This is a genomic window from Dyella lipolytica, from assembly GCF_030160075.1.
Taxonomy (GTDB): domain Bacteria; phylum Pseudomonadota; class Gammaproteobacteria; order Xanthomonadales; family Rhodanobacteraceae; genus Dyella_B; species Dyella_B lipolytica.
Map to the genome: position 1 here is coordinate 871973 of NZ_BSNQ01000009.1, position 15034 is coordinate 887006.

Annotated in this window: 15 protein-coding genes; all 15 read right to left on the reverse strand. The window is 60.7% G+C overall.

What is annotated here, in order from left to right; translation table 11 throughout:
• Positions 1-128 precede the first annotated feature (128 nt).
• The gene (locus QQL64_RS17045; RefSeq protein ID WP_284401785.1) at positions 129-551 is read right to left on the reverse strand and encodes a F0F1 ATP synthase subunit epsilon; all 423 of its coding nucleotides are present in this window, start codon (positions 549-551) and stop codon (positions 129-131) included.
• A gap of 99 nt (positions 552-650) precedes the next feature.
• Positions 651-2063 (reverse strand): F0F1 ATP synthase subunit beta, encoded by a 1413-nt coding sequence (gene atpD, locus QQL64_RS17050; protein ID WP_284401786.1) that lies wholly within the window; start codon positions 2061-2063, stop codon positions 651-653.
• A 119-nt stretch (positions 2064-2182) separates the two neighbouring features.
• Positions 2183-3115 (reverse strand): F0F1 ATP synthase subunit gamma, encoded by a 933-nt coding sequence (gene atpG, locus QQL64_RS17055; RefSeq protein ID WP_284401788.1) that lies wholly within the window; start codon positions 3113-3115, stop codon positions 2183-2185.
• Between the two features lie 88 nt (positions 3116-3203).
• Positions 3204-4754 carry a F0F1 ATP synthase subunit alpha gene (gene atpA / locus QQL64_RS17060; protein ID WP_284401789.1) on the reverse strand — a complete coding sequence of 517 codons (1551 nt, stop codon included), beginning with the start codon at positions 4752-4754 and terminating at the stop codon, positions 3204-3206.
• A 58-nt stretch (positions 4755-4812) separates the two neighbouring features.
• Positions 4813-5349 (reverse strand): F0F1 ATP synthase subunit delta, encoded by a 537-nt coding sequence (locus QQL64_RS17065; RefSeq protein ID WP_284401791.1) that lies wholly within the window; start codon positions 5347-5349, stop codon positions 4813-4815.
• Positions 5350-5352: 3 nt separating this feature from the next.
• Positions 5353-5823, reverse strand: coding sequence for a F0F1 ATP synthase subunit B (locus QQL64_RS17070; protein WP_284401792.1), 471 nt, complete (start codon positions 5821-5823; stop codon positions 5353-5355).
• 84 nt (positions 5824-5907) lie between these two features.
• Positions 5908-6183 carry a F0F1 ATP synthase subunit C gene (atpE, locus tag QQL64_RS17075; protein ID WP_284401794.1) on the reverse strand — a complete coding sequence of 92 codons (276 nt, stop codon included), beginning with the start codon at positions 6181-6183 and terminating at the stop codon, positions 5908-5910.
• A 52-nt stretch (positions 6184-6235) separates the two neighbouring features.
• Positions 6236-7045 (reverse strand): F0F1 ATP synthase subunit A, encoded by an 810-nt coding sequence (gene atpB / locus QQL64_RS17080; RefSeq protein ID WP_284401795.1) that lies wholly within the window; start codon positions 7043-7045, stop codon positions 6236-6238.
• Between the two features lie 3 nt (positions 7046-7048).
• Positions 7049-7414 (reverse strand): ATP synthase subunit I, encoded by a 366-nt coding sequence (locus QQL64_RS17085; RefSeq protein WP_284401797.1) that lies wholly within the window; start codon positions 7412-7414, stop codon positions 7049-7051.
• Positions 7415-7637: 223 nt separating this feature from the next.
• On the reverse strand, positions 7638-8030 hold the full coding sequence (locus tag QQL64_RS17090) for a phasin family protein (protein ID WP_284401798.1): 393 nt from the start codon (positions 8028-8030) through the stop codon (positions 7638-7640).
• A 152-nt stretch (positions 8031-8182) separates the two neighbouring features.
• Positions 8183-8545: a 6-carboxytetrahydropterin synthase QueD gene (gene queD, locus QQL64_RS17095; RefSeq protein ID WP_284401801.1), complete on the reverse strand. Its 363-nt coding sequence runs from the start codon at positions 8543-8545 to the stop codon at positions 8183-8185.
• Between the two features lie 59 nt (positions 8546-8604).
• On the reverse strand, positions 8605-10044 hold the full coding sequence (gene zwf / locus QQL64_RS17100; protein ID WP_284401803.1) for a glucose-6-phosphate dehydrogenase: 1440 nt from the start codon (positions 10042-10044) through the stop codon (positions 8605-8607).
• A 3-nt stretch (positions 10045-10047) separates the two neighbouring features.
• Positions 10048-11094: a phosphogluconate dehydrogenase (NAD(+)-dependent, decarboxylating) gene (gene gnd, locus QQL64_RS17105; RefSeq protein WP_284401805.1), complete on the reverse strand. Its 1047-nt coding sequence runs from the start codon at positions 11092-11094 to the stop codon at positions 10048-10050.
• A complete protein-coding gene (pgi, locus tag QQL64_RS17115; protein WP_345782661.1) occupies positions 11091-13406 on the reverse strand; it encodes a glucose-6-phosphate isomerase in 2316 nt (771 codons plus the stop codon). The genes gnd and pgi overlap by 4 nt, the downstream gene beginning before the upstream one ends.
• A complete protein-coding gene (gene tal, locus QQL64_RS17120; protein ID WP_284401807.1) occupies positions 13403-14476 on the reverse strand; it encodes a transaldolase in 1074 nt (357 codons plus the stop codon). The genes pgi and tal overlap by 4 nt, the downstream gene beginning before the upstream one ends.
• Positions 14477-15034: the final 558 nt, after the last annotated feature.

Here is a 15034-nt window from a genome sequence, read left to right on the forward strand (position 1 = left end):
GGAGTTAAGCATACCCGTTCATTGAGGGCGTACCGCTGGCACGGCGCGGTTACGGTTAAGGCACGCTGCCGTCAAACGAAAACGCCGGCACAAGGCCGGCGCTTCGGATTCGACAAGATCTATGTCGCTCAGTGCTTGAGGTTCTTGCGCAGTCGCTCCAGCGCCTGCAGCTGGGCCAGCGCCTGAGCCAGCTTGGCCTGCGCCTCGGCAACTTCGACCACGTCGGTGCGATTGGCCAGCGCGTCTTCGGCTTCCTGCTTGGCGCGCTTGGCGGCGTTTTCATCGAGGTCGGCGGCGCGTGCTGCGGTGTCGGCCAGCACGGTCACGACCTGCGGCTGCACCTCGAGGATGCCGCCGGAGACGTAGAACTGCTGGCGCTCGCCGCCTTCCAGTACCACGTCGATGTGGCCCGGCTTAAGGCGGGTGATTAGCGGCGCGTGGCGGGGCGTGATGCCCAGCTCGCCGAGCTCGCCGGTGACGACGACCATCACCGCTTCGCCGTGAAAGATCTCGGCTTCGGCACTGACGATGTCGCAACGAATGGTGCTCATAACTTTCTCACTTCGCCCGACGTATCGAACGGAAAGGATTTATCGGCTTAGCGTGGAGCCAGCTTGCTTACGCGAAGCCGGCTCCGGGAGCGACCGTGATCAGGCTGCCTTCTTGGCGCCCATCTCTTCGGCCTTCTTGATGGCCTCGTCGATGCCACCGACCATGTAGAACGCCTGCTCCGGCACGTGGTCGACGTCACCATCGACGATCATCTTGAAGCCGCGGATGGTTTCCTTCAGCGGCACGTACTTGCCCGGCGAACCGGTGAACACTTCGGCCACGTGGAACGGCTGCGAGAAGAAGCGCTCGATCTTACGCGCGCGGGCCACGGCCAGCTTGTCTTCTTCGGACAGTTCGTCCATGCCGAGAATCGCGATGATGTCCTTCAGCTCCTTGTAGCGCTGCAGGGTGCCCTGCACGCGACGGGCAACGTCGTAGTGCTCGGCGCCGATCACGTTGGGATCGAGCTGGCGGCTGGTGGAGTCCAGCGGATCCACGGCCGGGTAGATACCCAGCGAAGCGATGTTACGGCTCAGCACCACGGTCGCGTCCAAGTGGGCGAAGGTGGTGGCCGGCGACGGATCGGTCAGGTCGTCCGCGGGCACGTACACGGCCTGGATCGAGGTGATCGAACCGGTCTTGGTCGAGGTGATGCGCTCCTGCAGCACGCCCATTTCCTCGGCCAGCGTCGGCTGGTAGCCCACGGCGGACGGCATACGGCCGAGCAGCGCGGACACTTCGGTACCGGCCAGCGTGTAGCGGTAGATGTTGTCGACGAACAGCAGCACGTCCTTACCCTTGCCGCTGGCGTCTTTCTCGTCGCGGAAGTATTCGGCCATGGTCAGGCCGGTCAGCGCTACGCGCAGACGGTTGCCCGGCGGCTCATTCATCTGGCCGTACACCATCGCGACCTTATCGAGCACGTTGGAGTCCTTCATCTCGTGATAGAAGTCGTTACCTTCACGAGTACGCTCACCCACGCCGGCGAACACGGACAGACCCGAGTGCGCCTTGGCGATGTTGTTGATCAGCTCCATCATGTTCACGGTCTTGCCCACGCCGGCGCCGCCGAACAGGCCGACCTTGCCGCCCTTGGCGAACGGGCAGATCAGATCGATGACTTTGATGCCGGTTTCCAGCAGATCGTTCGCAGCAGCCTGATCGTCGTAGCTCGGCGCTTCGCGGTGGATCACCCAACGATCCTGCTCGCCGATCGGGCCGGCTTCGTCGATGGGATTGCCGAGCACGTCCATGATGCGGCCGAGAGTGGCCTTGCCGACCGGCACCTTGATGCCTTCGCCGGTGTTGCGGGCGACGAGGCCGCGCTTCAGGCCGTCGGTGGAACCGAGGGCGATCGTACGCACGATACCGTCGCCCAGCACCTGCTGGACTTCCAGCGTGATCTGGGTGCCGTCGATCTTCAGTGCGTCATAGACCTGCGGCACCTGGTCGCGTGCGAACTCGACGTCGATAACCGCGCCGATGATCTGTACAACTTTGCCCTGACTCATGGATGTGCTCCGGATGGATCTTTAAGTGTTTGTCTAAGCGCCGTTTGAGCGTCGCTCTTAGTGAGGAGTGCGGCCATGGATGGCCGCTTTTTGATCTTCGCGATCACGGACGATCGCACTCATACAGCCGCTGCACCGCCGACAATCTCGGAAATTTCCTGCGTGATCGCAGCCTGACGCGCCTTGTTATAAACGAGTGTCAGTTCGCCGATTACTTTCGTTGCGTTATCCGACGCGCTCTTCATCGCTACCATCCGCGCTGCATGTTCGCTGGCGAGATTTTCCAGCACGGCCTGGTACACCACCGACTCGATGTAGCGACCGAGTACATGTTCCAGCACGGTCCCGGCATCGGGTTCGTAGAGGTAATCCCAGTCATGGGTCTGCTCGAGCTTCAAGCCTGCAACCGGCCAGCTTGGCATCCCCGCGCCCTTGCCACCTTCGGCAGCCTCGATCTCCGCCGCCACCACCGGCAGCGGAAGCAACGCTTCGATCGACGGCTTCTGCGTCATGGTATTGACGAAATCGTTGTAGGCCAGGAACACACGATCGAGACCGTTGGCCATATACGCATCCAGCGCCACCTTGATCACGCCGATCAGCTGCTCGACCTTGGGACGCTCGCCCAGATGGGTGACGCTGCCCACAAGGTTGACGCCCTTGATGCGGCGGAAGAACTGCACCGCTTTCTGGCCGATGGCCACGACATCCACCTGCACACCCTTCGCCTGCCATTCCTGGATGGCTGGCAACAAGCGACGGAACAGGTTGGAATTGAGACCGCCGCAAAGGCCGCGATCGGTGGTCACCACGATATAGCCGACACGCGCAACGTTCTCGCGCTCGACGAGGAACGGGTGCTTGAAGTCGGTGCTGGCATGCGCGACGTGCGCAATCACCTTGCGCATGGTGCGCGCATAGGGGCGCGAGGCCTTCATCAGATCCTGCGCTTTGCGGATCTTGGAGGCCGAGACCATTTCGAGCGCGCGCGTCACCTTGCGCATGTTCTGCGTGCTCTTGATCTTGGTTTTGATTTCGCGTCCGCTTGCCACGTTTGCCTCAACCTGTTGGGTCTATGCCGTTTCGGTGCGTCGACCGAAGTGCTGCGCAGCGATTCGTATCGCTGCGCACCCTAAGTACTTACCAGCTACCGGTCTTCTTGAACTCGTCGAGCGAGCTCTTGAACACGCCTTCGATCTCGCCGTTCCAGTCACCGGTGGCGACGATCTTCTTCATCAGCTCGCCGTGGTTCTGGTGCATGAAGGCATGCAGGCCCTTCTCGAACGGCAACACCTTGTTCACCGGCAGATCGTCGAGGTAGCCCTTTTCAGCGGCATACACCGACAACGCCAGTTCGGCGATCGACAGCGGTGCGTACTGCTTCTGCTTCATCAGCTCGGTGACTCGCTGACCGCGGTCGAGCTGCGCACGGGTGGCCGGATCCAGGTCCGAAGCGAACTGCGCGAACGCAGCCAGCTCGCGGTACTGCGCCAGCGCCAGCTTCACGCCGCCGGAGAGCTTCTTCACGATCTTGGTCTGGGCGGCACCGCCCACGCGCGACACGGAGATACCCGCGTTCACGGCCGGACGGATACCGGCGTTGAACAGGTCGGTTTCGAGGAAGATCTGACCGTCGGTGATCGAGATCACGTTGGTCGGCACGAACGCGGACACGTCGCCGGCCTGCGTTTCGATGATCGGCAGCGCGGTAAGCGAACCGGTCTTGCCCTTCACTTCGCCGTTGGTGAACTTCTCGACATACTCCTCGGACACGCGAGCAGCACGCTCGAGCAGACGCGAGTGGAGATAGAACACGTCGCCCGGATACGCTTCGCGGCCCGGCGGGCGCTTCAGCAGCAGCGAGATCTGGCGGTAGGCCACGGCCTGCTTGGACAGATCGTCATAGATGATCAGCGCATCTTGGCCGCGGTCGCGGAAGTATTCGCCCATCGCACAACCGGAGTACGGCGCGATGTACTGCAACGCGGCGGACTCGGAAGCGGAAGCGACGACCACGATGGTGTTGGCCAGCGCGCCGTTCTCATCGAGCTTGCGCACCACGTTGGCGATCGACGAACGCTTCTGGCCGATCGCGACGTAGATGCACTTAATGCCGGAATCTTTCTGATTGATGATCGCGTCGATGGCCAGCGCGGTCTTGCCGGTCTGACGGTCGCCGATGATCAGCTCGCGCTGACCGCGGCCGATCGGGATCATCGAGTCGACCGACTTGTAGCCGGTCTGCACCGGCTGGTCGACCGACTTACGCCAGATCACGCCCGGCGCCACTTTCTCGATGGCGGAGCTGTGCGGCGTCTCGATCGGACCCTTGCCGTCGATCGGATTGCCGAGCGCGTCGACCACGCGGCCGAGCAACGCTTCGCCGACCGGCACTTCGAGAATGCGGCCGGTGGTCTTGGCGGTATCGCCTTCGCGCAGGTGCTGGTATTCACCGAGCACCACGGCGCCGACGGAGTCGCGCTCGAGGTTCAAGGCCAGCGCAAACGAGTTGCCCGGCAGCTCGATCATTTCGCCCTGCATCACATCGGCCAGGCCGTGGATGCGCACGATACCGTCGGACACGCTGATGATCGTGCCCTCGTTACGGGCTTCCGCGCCGAGCTTGAACTGCTCGATGCGGTTCTTGATCAGTTCGCTGATCTCGGACGGGTTCAGGGTGGTGCTGGACATGGTCGTTATCCTTGGGTTTGCGCCGCGCTAACGGCACCCGGTGATTTTGAATTCTTTGTCAGTGCGCGAGAGCGGTAGCCAAACGTTCCAGGCGACCGCGCGCGGAGCCGTCGATCACTTCGCTGCCGGTGTCGATCACCACGCCGCCGAGCAGCGACGGATCGACCTGGGTTTCCAGTTCGATCTCGCGCTTGAAGCGGCGCTTGAGCGAGGCTTTCAGCTGCTCGGTCTGCGCAGCATCCAGGGCCATTGCACTGGTGACCTTCACCAGCAGCTGCGACTCGGATTCACGCTTATAGGTCTCGTAGAGAGCGCCCACTTCCGGCAACAGCACCATGCGACGCTTTTCTGCCAGCGCCATGAGGAACTTGCCGAACGTGCTATCGGCCTTGCCGCCCTCGGGCAGATGCAGCGCCACCAATTGTTCCGGCTTTACGCGCGGATCGGTGCTGAGCGCGGCCACGCGCGGATCCTTTGCCACTTCCGCGGCAAAAGCCAGCGCCTGTGACCAGGCGGCGAGTGCACCTTCCGCCTGCGCCAGCTCGAAAGCGGCGCGGGCGTAGGGGCGGGCGAGCGTGATTGCCTGGGCTGCCATCGATTAGATCTCTGCCGCGAGCTGGTCGAGCAACACCTTATGTGCCGCCGGATCGATCTCGCGCTGCACGATCTTCGACGCGCCCTGCACGGCCAACGCGCCGACGCGTTCACGCAGCTCTTCACGAGCGCGCTGCGCCATCGAGGCGATATCGTCCTGAGCCGCCGCCTTCTGGCGGTTGATCTCGACGACGGCATCAGTGCGGGCCTTCTCCAGAATCTGGTTGGCCTGCTGCTGTGCGCGATCGATGATCTCGGCAGCCTGCTGACGCGCCTGCTTGATCTCGGCCGCCACTTTATTGTCGGCGTCCTTCAGCTCGGCATGCGCGCGCTCGGCGGCGTTGAGGCCTTCGGCGATCTTGATCTGTCGCTCTTCGATGGCCTTGGAGATGTGTGGCCAAATGAAGTGGACGCAGAACCAGATCAAGATGGCGAATGCGATCATCTCGCCGATCAAGGTCGCGTTGAATTCCATCGCTGCGTTACCTGTACATGTCGATTGCGAAGAGATGCGACCGCGTCATCACGACCGCATCCGGAAGAAAAACACCCAGACGTCTTAGCCGTGGACAGCGCTAAGCAGCGGGTTCGCGAAGGCAAAGAACATCGCCAAAGCCACGCCGATCAGGAACGCTGCGTCGATCAGGCCGGCCAGCAGGAACATACGACCCTGCAGCAGCGGGACCAGCTCAGGCTGACGGGCAGCGGCTTCGAGGAACTTCGAGCCCATGATGCCGATGCCGAGACAGGCACCCAGCGCACCGAAACCGATGATCAGGCCGAGCGCGATGGCGGTGAAGCCCTGGACTTGGGCAATGTGAGCAACTAGTTCCACGGTGTTCTCCTCAAGATAAAGATAAGCAGTTGTTCTTACGTAAGTGAATGAATCAGTGGTGATCGTGCGCCATCGAGATGTAAACGATGGTGAGCACCATGAAGATGAAAGCCTGAATACCGATGATCAGGATGTGGAAGATGCCCCACACCGTATAACCAATCACACCCATGCCAAACAGCAACCAGCTGCCTGCGCTGAACAAACCCGCGATCAGCATGAATACCAACTCGCCGGCATACATGTTGCCGAACAGTCGCATCGACAGGCTTACGGGCTTGGAAAGCAGCTCGACCAGGTTCAGCAGAAAATTGGGGATCCACAGTAAAGGATGCGAACCGAATGGCGCGGTGAAGAGTTCGTGCATGTAGCCGCCGAAACCCTTCGCTTTGAAGCTATAGAAGATCACCAGCAGAAAAACGGTGAGCGACATTGCGAAAGTGAGGTTCAAGTCGGCGGTGGGCACCGAGCGGAAATGACCGATGCCAACCTTGTGCGTAATCAGCGGCAGAAGGTCGACTGGCAGCAAGTCCATCGCGTTCATCAGGAAAACCCAGACGAACACGGTGAGCGCCAACGGGGCCAGGAAGCTGCGATCGCCGTGAAAGACGTCCTTCACCTGACCGTCGACGAATTCGAGCACGATTTCAACGAAGGCCTGACCCTTGCTAGGAACACCCGACGTTGCCTTACGTGCCTTGGACCAGAACCAAAGGCAAAACACCACGCCTAATGCCAACGACACGGTCAACGAGTCGATGTGCACCGACCAGAAGTCTTTTTCACTGATCTGCACCGGCTTGAAGTGGTGCAGGTGGTGCGTGATGTATTCGGTAAGACCGCCCTGCGGCTCGCTTGCCATCTCTCAACCCTTGAATCTAAATGCCAGCAGATTAACCGCGTAAGCAGCCACCAGCCCCGTGATGGCGGCCAGCGGCGGCAATTTGTATTGAAACATGATCATGATCAGCCCCCCGACGATCACGATCCATTTCAGGATCATCCCCGTCAGCAGGCGCGCCAGCGCAAAACCGGCATTGTTCACCTGACTGAACAACCTCACCGAAAGCAGCCAGTTACCCAGCGCTACGATCACCGCCCCCGCCACCGCCGCTATCGCCCATCGATACCCTCGTACCGAAAAAGCGAGGCCCACAATCATCGCCGCGACTAGTTGCCATAGCAGCAATCGCAGGGCGAGACGTCGACCGGAGGCAAGACTATTGAGCACGTGAGGTTCCCGCGGTATTCGCACCAGGCATTCACCACGCCACGGGTCACGATCCAATCCGGAAAAGTATATCAGCGTGACTTTTGGGCCAGCAAGCCGCGAGAGCTGCGGCACGTCGCCTCATTCACGAAATTCGCGCAAAGAAAAAGGCCGGACACAGGGGTCCGGCCTAAGGGCATACCGCAAGGGGAGTCGCGGTATGCGGAAGATCGTGTGGAGGGTATTACTTGACCGAAGCGGCTTTCTTGATGGCGGCGACGGGCGCTGCCACGGCTTCGTTAGCGGCCTTCTGCTGTTCCTGCAGAAGCGCATTCAGCGACTCGGCGGTCTTCTGCGCCACGGCAACCACTTCCTTGGTCACGGACACAGCGTGCTCGGCCTGCTCGCGGCTAAGGCTGGTGCCCTTTTCCCACAGACCACGCAGCGCATCAGCGTCACGCACTTCGACAGCCTGCGCAATGAAGTCAGCGGTGGACTGGGCCTGCTTCTCCAGCGCGGCCAGCTGCAGTTCGGCGACCTGCTCCAGACCCTTGATGGTCAGGGCGTGGGCCTTGAAGGCATTGTCCGAAAGCTGCTTGGCGTAGGCGAAAAGCTGGGAGTTCAGTTGCTGTGTCATGGCTTTGTCCCTCGAAGGGAATGGGAGAGTGAGACAAATCCTAGCAAAGCTTTTTGTGCAGTGCAATATCTTTTTTGTTAAAAATCCGATATGTCACAAAATCTTCAATAAGCACATGCATTTAGTGACAAATCGAATAATATTGCGTCGCGTCAAAAGCTGTTGCGGGTGCAGCTGGCACCCGAGGTGCACGTCTCGTGTACCACCACTTTGTCCAATCCCGGCAACGCCGGCTCCAGCCGTCGCCAGATCCAGCGGGCGAGCATCTCGCTGGTAGGGTTCTCAAGACCCTCGATGTCGTTGAGATAGTGATGGTCGAGTTGCTCGTACAGCGGCGCGAAGGCCGCTTTCACATCGGCAAAATCCATCACCCATCCCAGCTGTGGGTCGGGCTCGCCAGCGAGATGGATCTCGATGCGAAACGAGTGACCGTGCAGTCGCGCGCATTTGTGCCCGGCCGGCACGTTGGGCAGGCGGTGTGCCGCTTCGATCTGGAAAACCTTGAAGATATGCATGTCGTTATTCTACTCGCCCAGGCGAGAACGCCGACTTGGCGAATAGCCCGACACCAGAATCATGCGTCGCCGTTGCGCGCAATCGAACGCCATAGGTGCCCCAGGTCGAGCAATCGCTTCTGGGTCGATGGTCCTTCCGAACCGGCGGCGTAGAAATCCGGCGTTCCGCTTTGCCACGCATCGAGTACCGGCGTCAGTAGTCGCCAAGCCCATTCCACTTCGTCGAAGCGCAGGAAGTGAGTGCGATCGCCTTCAATGGCATCCATCAACAACTGCTCGTAGGCAGAAAATTCCAGGTGATCCGGGCTGGCATACGGTGCCGTCAGCACCACCGGCCGACCGGCGAGATCAAGGCCGGGACGTTTTGCAGTGACGAGCAGATCCATTTGCTCGGTCGGTCGGATGCGGAAAATCATCCAATTGTTGCCCGCGTGCACGGCCTTGGGCAGCGCGCCTGGCACTTCGCGAAATTGCACGGCGATCTCGGAATAATCGCTGGCCAGCCGTTTACCGCTACGCAGGTAGAACGGCACGCCATGCCAGCGCCAGTTATCGATTTCCAACCGCAGCGCGGCGAAGGTTTCGGTGCATGAACCACGCCCAATACCGGGCTCGCTGCGATAACCGACTAGCGTCTTGCGACCCAGCTTGCCGGCCCGGTATTGGCCGCGCACGGCGTGGGCATCCACCGTCGCCGCAGTGATCGGCACCACCGAGCGCAGCACTTCCACTTTGTGGTTGCGCAGCACCTCTGCATCCCATTCGGCCAACGGTGCCATTGCGGTGAGGCTGAAGAGCTGCATCAGATGATTTTGCAGCATGTCGCGTAGAGCACCGGCCTTGTCGTAATACGCCGCGCGCTTTTCGACGCCCAGCGTTTCGGCGTAGGTGATCTGCACCTGCGCGATGTGCTGCGCATTCCAGATCGGCTCGATAAAACGATTGGCGAAGCGGAACACCATCAGGTTCTGCGTCGTTTCCTTGCCGAGGAAATGATCGATGCGCAGGATCTGTTCTTCTTCCCAGTGCGCATGCATCTGCTCGCGCAGCACTTGGGCCGACGCCAGATCAGTGCCGAACGGCTTTTCCACCACCAACCGACGCCAGCCATTGCGCGGGCCTTTGGCAAATCCCGCTTCGCCCAGTGCGGTCGCCGCGACACCGAACAGCGCCGGTGGCAACGCAAGATAGAACAGCGCGTCCGGGTTCAACTTGTCCTTGAGCGCGAACAACTGATCGGCCTGCAGTTCGCCGCCGACATAATCGAGCTGTCGGCGAAAGCGATTCCACTGTGCCTCTTTGAAATCCGGCGCAAACGCTTGCAAGGCCTTGTGGATATGCCGCTCGAAATGCTCGCGACTCCACGGCTCCTTGGCGTAGCCGACGATGCGCAGATCTCGCGTAAGACCCAACGCATGCAGGCGATACAGCGCCGGCATCAGCAAGCGTTGAGTGAGATCCCCGCTTGCACCGAGTATCACCAGCGTGGTGGCGGCCATGGCTCAGTCCTTGTTGCCCGTCTTGATTTCGTTGTGACCGCCGAATGCATGGCGCATCGCGGACATCACCTTGTTCGCGTAAAGCTCGTTGCCTTGCGATGTGAAGCGCCCGAACAGCGCGGCGGTGAGCACGGGCACCGGCACACCTTCATCGATCGCCGCTTGTGCGGTCCAGCGGCCTTCGCCGGAATCGGACACGCGTCCGGTGTAATCCTTCAAGCTGGGATCGCGCCCCATTTCGATCGCGGTTAGATCGAGCAACCAGGAACCGACCACGCTGCCGCGCCGCCACAGTTCCACTACATCGCCGACAGGAAAGTCGTATTGGTAGCGCTCGGGATGTTCCAGCGGCGACGTCTCCGCATCAGCACTGCGCTGCTGTTTGCCGGCATTGGCATTTTTCAGCACGTTGAGGCCTTCGGCATAGGCCGCCATCAGGCCGTACTCGATACCGTTGTGCACCATCTTCACGAAATGGCCTGCACCATTGGGACCGCAGTACAAATACCCCTTTTCCGCCGGCGACGGATCGCCGGTGCGGCTTTCGCTGCGTGGTGCCGCTTCAAAGCCTGGTGCCAAAGCTGCGAAGGCCGGCTCCAGTCGCTTATAGGCTTGTTCGGGACCGCCGATCATCTGGCAATAACCGCGCTCGCGACCCCACACGCCACCGCTGACGCCTACATCGACATACATCAACTGATGTTTGCCCAATGCTTCGGCACGGCGCAGGTCTTCTACGTAGTGCGAATTGCCACCGTCGATCACGGTGTCGCCGGCCTTTAACAGCGGCGTCAATTGATCGAGCACGGCATCGACCACGGCAGTGGGCAGCATCAGCCAGACGGCGCGCGGCGCGTCGAGTTTGGCGACCAGATCCTGTATCGAATCGGTGGCGATTGCTCCGTGGCTAGCGGCTTCCTTGCGCGCTTCGATATGCGTGTCGAACACCACGCAATCGATGCCGGCTTCCTGCATGCGCCGCACCATGTTCAGACCCATGCGTCCCAGTCCGACAAAGCCCAGTTGCAGCTTGCCTTTTCGAGCGGTCATGCCTTGTTCTCCCATAAGCGGAATCCGCCGGCGAAAGCGTTGTGGTTGTCACCGCGACGCACTCCCTCAGGCAGCTCGGCGAGGTGCCTCACATTGCCGCCGCCAAGCACGACGTAATCAGGTTCGAGTGCCGCTTTCAGTTGCTCGACCACGTCAATGACATGCGCGTGCCATTTCTTCTTGCCCAGCCGCTTGAGACCGCGCTCGCCCACGTAGTCTTCGAACGTCGATTTCTTGTACGGAAGATGCGCCAGCTCCATCGGCTCGATGATGCCGTCCACAATAAACGCCGTGCCCAATCCCGTACCTAGCCCGAGGAACAGCATGCGGCCGCCCTCGTAACTGCCCAGCGCCTGCATGGCCGCGTCGTTGATCACTTTCACGGGACGACCGAAGGCCTTGGCGAAATCGAACCCGATCCAGCCTTTGCCCAGATTGCGCGGGTCCTGCGCGATGTGATCGTGCAACAGCGGGCCGGGGTAACCGATGCTCACCGCATCGTACTTCCAGCCGCGGATGGCTGGGCGCAGTTGCTTGAGCATGGTTTCCGGCGTTAGCGTGCGTCCGGATTTCATGACCACTTCACGCGGATTGCCGCTGAGCATGGCTTTGACATGACTACCGCCGATGTCGATGGCCAGCACGCGATGTGGGGACGTTGCCGTGGGAGCCGGTGCACTTCCGGTCGCCTTGCGGCGCGCCTTGCGATACCAGGTGATGGCAGCGTTGGTGGCGCTGTCGTGATGGAGCGGCTTGCGCGGCGATTCGATTTCTTCGACGACGCGCAGCGCCAGCTGCTTGCCAAGTTCCACGCCCCACTGGTCGAACGGATTGATATTCCAGATCGTCGCCTGAGTGAACACGCTGTGCTCGTAAAGCGCCACCAGGCTGCCCAGTGTCGATGGCGTAAGACGCTCGGCAAGCAGCAGGGTGGATGGTCGATTGCCCTCGAACACGCGATGCGGTGCCAGTGCGTCGTCGATGCCTTCGTCTTTCACTTGCTGCAAGGTCTTGCCGAAGGCCAGCGCTTCGGCCTGCGCAATGACGTTGGCGATCAACAGATCGTGATGCCGTCCGGACGGATTGAGCGACCGCGCAAAGCCGACGAAATCACAAGGGATCAGCCGCGTGCCCTGATGAATCAACTGATAGAACGAATGCTGGCCGTTGGTGCCCGGCTCGCCCCAATAGATCGGCCCGGTGGGGTAATCGACCGTATCGCCTTCTAGAGTGACGTGTTTGCCGTTCGACTCCATCGTCAACTGCTGCAGGTACGCCGGGAAGCGCTTGAGGTATTGCTCGTACGGCAACACCGCCACCGTTTCGGCGCCAAAGAAATCGGTGTACCAGATGCCCAGTAGGCCCATGATCACCGGCAGGTTGCGTTCCAGCGGCGCGGTGCGGAAATGCTCGTCCATCGCATGGAAGCCGGCGAGCATCTCGTCGAAGGCCTTCGGACCGATGGCGATCATGGTGGACAGGCCGATGGCCGAATCCATCGAGTAACGACCGCCTACCCAATCCCAGAAGCCGTACATATGGTCGGTAGAAATGCCGAACTCCTCCACCGCCTTTTCGTTGGTGGAGAGCGCCACGAAATGCTTGGCGACTGCTTTCTTGTCGCCGCCTGCCGCCGCCATCAGCCAATCGCGCGCGCTGTGCGCGTTGGTCATGGTTTCCAGCGTGGTGAACGTTTTAGAGGCGATGATGAAAAGGGTTTCATCAGGCCGCAGGTCATGCACGGCTTCGGCGAAGTCGGTGTAGTCGACGTTGGAGACGAAGCGCATCTGCAACTTGCGGTCGCTGAAGTGACGCAAGGCTTCGAATGCCATCACCGGACCGAGATCGGAACCGCCGATGCCGACGTTGACGATGTTGCGTATCGGCCGGCCACTGAAGCCGAGCCAGCGCCCTGCGCGGATGTCGTTGGCAAACGCCGTCATGCGCTTGAGCACCGCGTGCACTTCGGGCACCACATTGGTGCCATCGACCTTGATCACTTTGCGCGCGGGGGCACGCAAGGCGATGTGCAGCGCTGCGCGCTGTTCGGTGGTGTTGATTTTCTCACCGGCAAACATCGCATCGCGCCGCGCTTCCAAACCACATTCGCGCGCCAACGCGAACAGGTGGTCCAACGTCTGGTCATTGATGCGATGCCTGGCATAGTCGAGCTGCCAGCCGACCGCATCGGCGCGATAACGCTCGGCACGGCCGGGGTCGGCGGCGAACAGATCACGCAAGTGGTGTGTTGCCAGTTCCTGTTGATGCTTTTCCAGAGCGCGCCAAGCTACCTTCTCGCGCAACGCACTCATGCGGCCGCTCCCATGCGCTCGCTGATCGTGTCCAGCAGTTCGCGCCACGACTTCACGAACGAATCGGCGCCTTCCTGTTGCAGCGTCTTCGCCAGTGGTTCCACCAGGATGCCCGCGGCCTCGAAACGGGCCAGCGTGCTTGCCACGTTTGGATCGCCGAGCGGCATAAGGTGTTCCGCCTTGCCATGATCGGCGAAGGCGAGCAGCGTCTTTTCCGGCATGGTGTTGACGGTGAGCGGCGCAATCAGGTTCTCGATGTAAAGCACATCGCTAGCTTTCGGATCCTTGGTGCCGGTACTGGCCCACAGCAGGCGCTGCACGCGTGCGCCGGCGTTTTGCAGACGTTGCAAACGCGGGGAATCGAGCAGCTTTCGGTACTTCTCGTAGATCTGCGCGCATACGGCGAAGCCGAGTTTGTTCTGCAGCTCCGCGGGCACTTTGTCCGCCACCTTCACGTCCCAGCGGCTGATGAAAACGGAGGCGACCGAGGCCACATCCAGATCGAGCCCTGCCACGTGCCGGCGCTCGAGACCGCGCAACCATGCTTCGGCAGCAGCCTGATATTGCTCGGGGGAGAACAGCAAGGTCACATTGATCGGTACGCCGCGGAAGATCAGTTCCTCGATCGCGCCGATGCCAGCGGGTGTGCCCGGTACTTTCACGAACAGGTTGTGTACGGCCGCCTGCTTGTGCAGTGCCACCGCCTGCTCGATGGTACGTACGGTGTCGTCGGCCAGCAGCGGCGAGACTTCCAATGAAACCCAACCGTCCACGCCGTGCGTGCGCTGATAGACCGGTTCGAAAATCGCCGCCGCGCGGCGCAAATCGTCGATGGCCAAGCCAAAGAACACGCTCTCCGGCTCAACCTGTCCGGCCGCGCGAATCGATGCGTCGTAGTCCTTACCGGACTTGATGGCCTGGGCGAAGATCGTGGGGTTGGAGGTCAGCCCGGTGACGGTCTTTTGTTCGCGATAACCGAGCAAGGTGCCGTCGCCCAGCATGCCCCGCGTGATGTTATCCAGCCAGAGGCTCTGGCCGAGCCCATTCAGCATGCGGGTTGGGTGTTCCATTGCAGTGCTCCTTACGTGTAGTGAAGCGAGACGATGATTGATCGCGCGGTCTTGGAACCACGCTCGCGGCAGCATTGAAATCTTGAGGGCATCGTCTGTGTCGGTGCTCGGAATCTAATCTCATGCCATGCGATGATCCGGTGGGTATAAGCGCCATCTTCGCGCTGCGCGCGAACAGCTTACGCTGCAGCTCAAAGAGCATAGCCCGTTTATCCCAGGACTCCACCAGACAGCGTATCAAGCTCGGCGTCATCGTCTGATGACTGTTGAGACTATGCGCCCGAAGCGCCGACGCTCGACAAGAAACCACGCGATCGATGGCATCGCGTCGCTATCTCCTGACAACAGCGACCAAGTGGATGCTTTCGCGTCGTATACCACCTCAACGATAGAACCAATTACACAAAACTTACGGACGTACGCTTAGGGTGGTAATGTGTATAGGCCACAGTGCTTACGAACCGCCCGACAAGCGTTTCCGCCTAGCTTTGGCTTTTGACTGAGTGAGCGCCCCGGTTCGTCGGGGAATCGGAACGATGATTTACCGATCTGCGTATC

Excerpts from the sequence above, each read along its gene's own strand:
- QQL64_RS17045 (WP_284401785.1), bottom strand. The coding sequence starts at position 551 with ATGAGCACCATTCGTTGCGACATCGTCAGTGCCGAAGCCGAGATCTTT.
- atpD (WP_284401786.1), bottom strand. The coding sequence starts at position 2,063 with ATGAGTCAGGGCAAAGTTGTACAGATCATCGGCGCGGTTATCGACGTC.
- atpA (WP_284401789.1), bottom strand. The coding sequence starts at position 4,754 with ATGTCCAGCACCACCCTGAACCCGTCCGAGATCAGCGAACTGATCAAG.
- QQL64_RS17065 (WP_284401791.1), bottom strand. The coding sequence starts at position 5,349 with ATGGCAGCCCAGGCAATCACGCTCGCCCGCCCCTACGCCCGCGCCGCT.
- QQL64_RS17070 (WP_284401792.1), bottom strand. The coding sequence starts at position 5,823 with ATGGAATTCAACGCGACCTTGATCGGCGAGATGATCGCATTCGCCATC.
- atpB (WP_284401795.1), bottom strand. The coding sequence starts at position 7,045 with ATGGCAAGCGAGCCGCAGGGCGGTCTTACCGAATACATCACGCACCAC.
- QQL64_RS17090 (WP_284401798.1), bottom strand. The coding sequence starts at position 8,030 with ATGACACAGCAACTGAACTCCCAGCTTTTCGCCTACGCCAAGCAGCTT.
- queD (WP_284401801.1), bottom strand. The coding sequence starts at position 8,545 with ATGCATATCTTCAAGGTTTTCCAGATCGAAGCGGCACACCGCCTGCCC.
- zwf (WP_284401803.1), bottom strand. The coding sequence starts at position 10,044 with ATGGCCGCCACCACGCTGGTGATACTCGGTGCAAGCGGGGATCTCACT.
- gnd (WP_284401805.1), bottom strand. The coding sequence starts at position 11,094 with ATGACCGCTCGAAAAGGCAAGCTGCAACTGGGCTTTGTCGGACTGGGA.
- pgi (WP_345782661.1), bottom strand. The coding sequence starts at position 13,406 with ATGAGTGCGTTGCGCGAGAAGGTAGCTTGGCGCGCTCTGGAAAAGCAT.
- tal (WP_284401807.1), bottom strand. The coding sequence starts at position 14,476 with ATGGAACACCCAACCCGCATGCTGAATGGGCTCGGCCAGAGCCTCTGG.